At 73.3% G+C, this 4788-nt stretch carries 4 protein-coding genes; 2 read left to right on the top strand and 2 right to left on the bottom strand.

Translation table 11 applies throughout. The features are described from left to right. Positions 1-43: 43 nt before the first annotated feature. A complete protein-coding gene (locus AB0L34_RS32915; protein ID WP_357463042.1) occupies positions 44-1180 on the bottom strand; it encodes a nucleotide disphospho-sugar-binding domain-containing protein in 1137 nt (378 codons plus the stop codon). Between the two features lie 34 nt (positions 1181-1214). Beyond that, on the bottom strand, positions 1215-2345 hold the full coding sequence (locus AB0L34_RS32910) for a DegT/DnrJ/EryC1/StrS family aminotransferase (RefSeq protein ID WP_363709476.1): 1131 nt from the start codon (positions 2343-2345) through the stop codon (positions 1215-1217). Positions 2346-2542: 197 nt separating this feature from the next. Between AB0L34_RS32910 and AB0L34_RS32905 the strand changes: the two genes are divergently transcribed. Beyond that, positions 2543-3535: an aldo/keto reductase gene (locus AB0L34_RS32905; RefSeq protein WP_363709474.1), complete on the top strand. Its 993-nt coding sequence runs from the start codon at positions 2543-2545 to the stop codon at positions 3533-3535. A 50-nt stretch (positions 3536-3585) separates the two neighbouring features. Next, the gene (locus AB0L34_RS32900; protein ID WP_363709472.1) at positions 3586-4779 is read left to right on the top strand and encodes a macrolide family glycosyltransferase; all 1194 of its coding nucleotides are present in this window, start codon (positions 3586-3588) and stop codon (positions 4777-4779) included. Positions 4780-4788: the final 9 nt, after the last annotated feature.

The raw sequence follows: 4788 nt of genomic DNA, 5'->3' as shown, positions 1-4788 counted from the left end.
CCGCCCGCCGCCGACGGTGGCGGCGGCGGGCGGCGCGACCGGCTCAACCCGAGATGCGCTCGACGATGCGCCGCACCGTCTCCGCGGGCGTGGGCAGCGCGACCATCTCCTCGCGTACCTCCCGGGCCGCGGTGCGCAGCGACTCGTCTCCGACGAGCCGGCGCAGCAGGTCCGCGTCGACCTTGTCCGACGTGCTGACCAGGCCGATGCCGCGCCGGCTGACGGCCTCCCGGGCGGTGTGCTGGAACTGGTCGCGCGGGTCCGGGGCGAGCAGCTGCGGGATGCCGGCGTCGATGGCGGTCATCACCGTGCCGCCGCCGCCGTGGTGCACCACCGCGGTGCACGTACGCAGCAGGGTGTGCAGCGGCGTCCAGCCGACCGACCGGACGTTGCGCGGCAGCGTGCCCAGCGGGCTGATGTCGAGGTCGCCGAGGGCGAGCACGAAGTCGGCGTCCACCTCGCCGGCGGCGGCGATGATGGGCTCCACGGCGCCGATGCCGAACGCCTGGAGCTCGATGGTGCCCATGGTGATCGCCACCTCGGGCCGGGCCGGCACCGGCGGCAGCCGGTCGCCGAGGACGGCGCCGCCGCCGTACGGCACCCAGCGCATGAACCAGCCCTCGGGCTCCGCCTCCAGCAGCAGGCTCGGCGGGAACGACTCGATCGTCGCCACCGGCTCGGGCAGGCTGACCTGGTGCTTGCCCATGAGGTCGGTGAGGAAGGAGGCGATCGAGCGGTGCATGCCCCGGGTCCGCCAGGCGCTCTGGTTGCGCTGCACGGCCGGCACCCCGGCGCGGTCGGCGGCCAGCAGCCCGACGGTGGCGCCCTGCTCGTAGACCACCAGGTCGGGCCGGAAGTCGTCGGTCAGGGCGATGGTGCCGTCGACCAACGGGCGGTTCACCGCCGCGATCTGCACCCCCCACTCCTCCAGGTCGATGGCGGGGCGCGTGGCGACGGTCTCGGCGAAGCGCGGGTTGTCCTTCGCCACCTGCTCGAAGACCTTGACCGCGCTGAAGTCGGGCGCCACGTCGACCACCTCCAGGCCGGCGGCGGCGGCCCGGTCGGCGTGCTCGGCGACCGCGATCAGCACGTCGTGGCCGGCCGTGCGGAAGCCCCAGGCGAGCTGGATCAGCGGGAAGAGGTGGCCGATACCGGGGGAGGAGACGAACAGCACGCGCATGTCGGAGCCCTTCTGTTCAGGGTTGCGGCGGGGGTCACCAGCCGGACTTGATCGTTTCGACGACGTGGGACCGGTCGTCCTCGGTGAGCCACCAGCCCACCGGGATGTGGACCACGCGGTCTGCGACCCGGTCGAGCCCGGGCAGGGTGGTACGGGCCGACGCGACGCAGCTGTGCGCGTCGTTGCGGCGTGACACGACGCTGGTGGCGATGCCGGCGTCGCGCAGCCGGCGCATGAAGGCGGGACGGTCGCGGACCTTCAGCGGGTACATCCAGAAGGCGGGCTCCCGGTCGTCGGCGCGCTCGGTCTGCTCGACGCCGTCGAGGCCGGCCAGTTCCTTGTCGTAGAACGCGGCGTTCTCCCGGTGCCGGCGCAGCAGCTCGTCGACCCGTTCCAGGTTGGACAGGCCGATCGCCCCGCCGATCTCGTTGAGGATGAACCGGTAGCCCCACTCGGCGACGTCGTAGTCGCCGGTGATCCGGTCCGACGCCCGCTCGATGCCGAGCCAGCGGCGCAGCCGGAGCCGGTCGTACAGGTCGTCGTCGGGCAGCACGACGAAGCCGCCGCTGCCGGTGGTCAGGATCTTGATGGCGCCGGTGCTGTACACGCAGACGTTGCCGTGCGTGCCCAGTGGCGCGCCCCGGTAGGTGGCGCCCCACGCCTGCGCGCAGTCCTCGACGACCAGCGGGCGGCGGGCGTACCCCGCCGTGGCCCGGTCCACGACGGCGCGCAGCCGGTTGAGGTCCACCGGGTAGCCGAGCCAGTGGACCACCACGATGGCCCGGGTGGCGGGCGAGATCTTCGCGGCCAGGTCGTCGAGGTCCATGTTGAGGGTGGCCGGGTCGACGTCCACCCACCGGATGCGCAGCCCGTTGGCGAGGATGGGCCAGTTCGTGCCCTCGAAGGTCAGCGGCGTGGTGAGCACCTCGCCCGGGCCGTCGTGCGCCGGCTCGTCGGCCCCCGGCCGCGCGGCGAGGCTCAGGGCCAGGTGGAGCCCGGCCGTCCCGCAGTTGACCGAGACGACCCGGGGGTTGCCGAGGCGGCTGCCCACGGCCGCCTCGTACTCGGCGACGGTCGGCCCGTGCTCCAGCCGGCCACTGTTCAGGACGGCGGAGACGCGGGTGCCGACGTCCGGAGACATGGCGACCTTGGACAGCGGGATCATGACGCCCCTCTCGCTAGTTGCCACATGATTCTCAAGTCCCCTAGGAGGGTCGTCAAGGGAGCCCTGTCGATATAGCCCGCCAGGCGTTCTTCCTGATTGCGGAACTTGCAACCGTCGAGGTGAAGGAGTTGAGAAATGTATATCTTCAACGGGTCGCCGGACGCCGCGTCCGGCACCGGGTGCACGGGAGGTCCGGGGTGTCGTCGCTGCATGTCCGGCTCGGGCGCACCGGCCTGCGGGTGAGCCGGGTCGCGATCGGGACCGTCAACTTCGGCGGCCGGGTCGACGAGGCCGACGCCCACCGGCTGCTCGACCACGCCGTCGCGCAGGGGATCAACCTGGTCGACACCGCCGACATCTACGGCTGGCGGGTGCACCGGGGCTGGACCGAGGAGATGATCGGGCGCTGGCTCGCCAAGGACCCGGCCCGCCGGGACGAGGTGGTCCTCGCGACCAAGGTCGGCAACCCGATGGGGGACGGACCCAACGCCCGGGGCCTGTCGGCCCGACACGTCGTCGCGGCCTGCGAGGCGTCGCTGCGCCGGCTCCAGACCGACACCATCGACCTCTACCAGATGCACCACGTCGACCGGGAGGTCGGCTGGGACGAGATCTGGCAGGCCATGGAGCAGCTCGTCCGGCAGGGCAAGGTCCGCTACGTCGGCTCCTCGAACTTCGCCGGCTGGGACCTGGTGAGCGCCCAGGAGGCCGCGCGCCGGCACCGGCTGCTCGGGCTGGTCAGCGAGCAGTGCGTCTACAACCTGGTCAGCCGGTACGTCGAACTGGAGGTGCTCCCGGCCGCCGCCGCCGAGGGCATCGGGGTGCTCGTCTGGTCACCGCTGCACGGCGGGCTCCTCGGCGGCGTGCTGCGGAAGCTGGCCGACGGCACCGCGGTCAAGTCCGCGCAGGGACGGGCCGCCGAGGCGGTCGAGCACCACCGCGCGACCCTCGCCGCGTACGAGAAGTTCTGCGCCGAGGCCGGCCGGGACCCGGCGGAGGTCGGCATGGCCTGGGTGCTGCACCGGCCGGCGGTGACCGCCGCGGTCGTCGGGCCGCGTACCCCCGAACACCTGGACGGCGCCCTGCGGGCCCTGCACCGGCCGCTGTCCGCGGCCGAGCTCGCCCGGCTCGACGAGCTGTTCCCGCCACTCGGCCGGGGCGGCGCCGCCCCGGACGCCTGGATGTCCTGACCCGACCCGCGCCGGCGCGCCCGGGACCCCGACCACGGACGGAGTCGACGATGGCCCACCTCCTGATCGTCAACGTCGCCAGCCACGGCCTGATCCTGCCCACCCTCACCGTGGTCACCGAGCTGGTCCGGCGCGGGCACCGGGTCAGCTACGTCACCGCCGGCGGGTTCGCCGAGCCGGTCCGCGCCGCCGGCGCGACGGTCGTCCCCTACCAGTCGGAGATCATCGACGCGGACGCCGCCGAGGTGTTCGGCTCGGACGACCTCGGCGTCCGCCCCCACCTGATGTACCTGCGCGAGAACGTCTCGGTGCTCCGAGCCACCGCCGCGGCGCTCGACGGCGACGTGCCGGACCTGGTCCTCTACGACGACTTCCCGTTCATCGCCGGGCAGTTGCTGGCCGCCCGCTGGCGGCGGCCGGCCGTCCGGCTCAGCGCGGCGTTCGCGTCGAACGAGCACTACTCGTTCTCCCAGGACATGGTCACCCTGGCCGGCACGATCGACCCGCTCGACCTGCCGGTGTTCCGCGACACCCTGCGGGACCTGCTGGCCGAGCACGGTCTCTCCCGGTCCGTCGTGGAGTGCTGGAACCACGTGGAGGAGCTCAACCTGGTCTTCGTGCCGAAGGCGTTCCAGATCGCCGGCGACACCTTCGACGACCGCTTCGTCTTCGTCGGGCCGTGCTTCGACGACCGGCGGTTCCTCGGCGAGTGGAGCCGCCCGGCCGGCGACCTGCCGGTGGTGCTGGTGTCGCTCGGCACCACCTTCAACGACCGGCCTGGCTTCTTCCGCGACTGCGCCCGAGCGTTCGACGGCCAGCCGTGGCACGTGGTGATGACGCTGGGCGGCCAGGTCGACCCCGCGGCTCTCGGCGACCTGCCGCCCAACGTCGAGGCGCACCGCTGGGTCCCGCACGTCAAGGTGCTCGAACAGGCGACGGTCTGCGTGACGCACGGCGGCATGGGCACCCTCATGGAGGCGCTGTACTGGGGGCGCCCGCTGGTGGTCGTGCCGCAGTCCTTCGACGTGCAGCCGATGGCCCGGCGCGTCGACCAGCTCGGCCTCGGCGCGGTGCTGCCCGGAGAGAAGGCCGACGGCGACACGCTGCTCGCCGCCGTCGGGGCCGTCACGGCCGACCCGGCGCTGATCGCCCGGGTCGAGGCCATGCGGGGCCACGTCCGCCGGGCCGGCGGCGCGGTCCGGGCCGCCGATGCGGTGGAGGCACACCTGGCCCGCGCCCGCTGAAACCCCGCC

The organism is Micromonospora sp. NPDC052213 (assembly GCF_040679695.1).
Taxonomy (GTDB): Bacteria; Actinomycetota; Actinomycetes; order Mycobacteriales; family Micromonosporaceae; genus Micromonospora.
The sequence above is the reverse complement of the archived record's forward strand: the minus strand, read 5'-3'. Positions and strand labels throughout refer to the sequence as shown.

What these genes read in the sequence shown, in the direction of transcription:
- AB0L34_RS32915 (WP_357463042.1), bottom strand. Translation starts at nt 1,180, where the DNA reads ATGCGCGTGCTGTTCGTCTCCTCCCCCGGTATCGGCCACCTCTTCCCG.
- AB0L34_RS32910 (WP_363709476.1), bottom strand. Translation starts at nt 2,345, where the DNA reads ATGATCCCGCTGTCCAAGGTCGCCATGTCTCCGGACGTCGGCACCCGC.
- AB0L34_RS32900 (WP_363709472.1), top strand. Translation starts at nt 3,586, where the DNA reads ATGGCCCACCTCCTGATCGTCAACGTCGCCAGCCACGGCCTGATCCTG.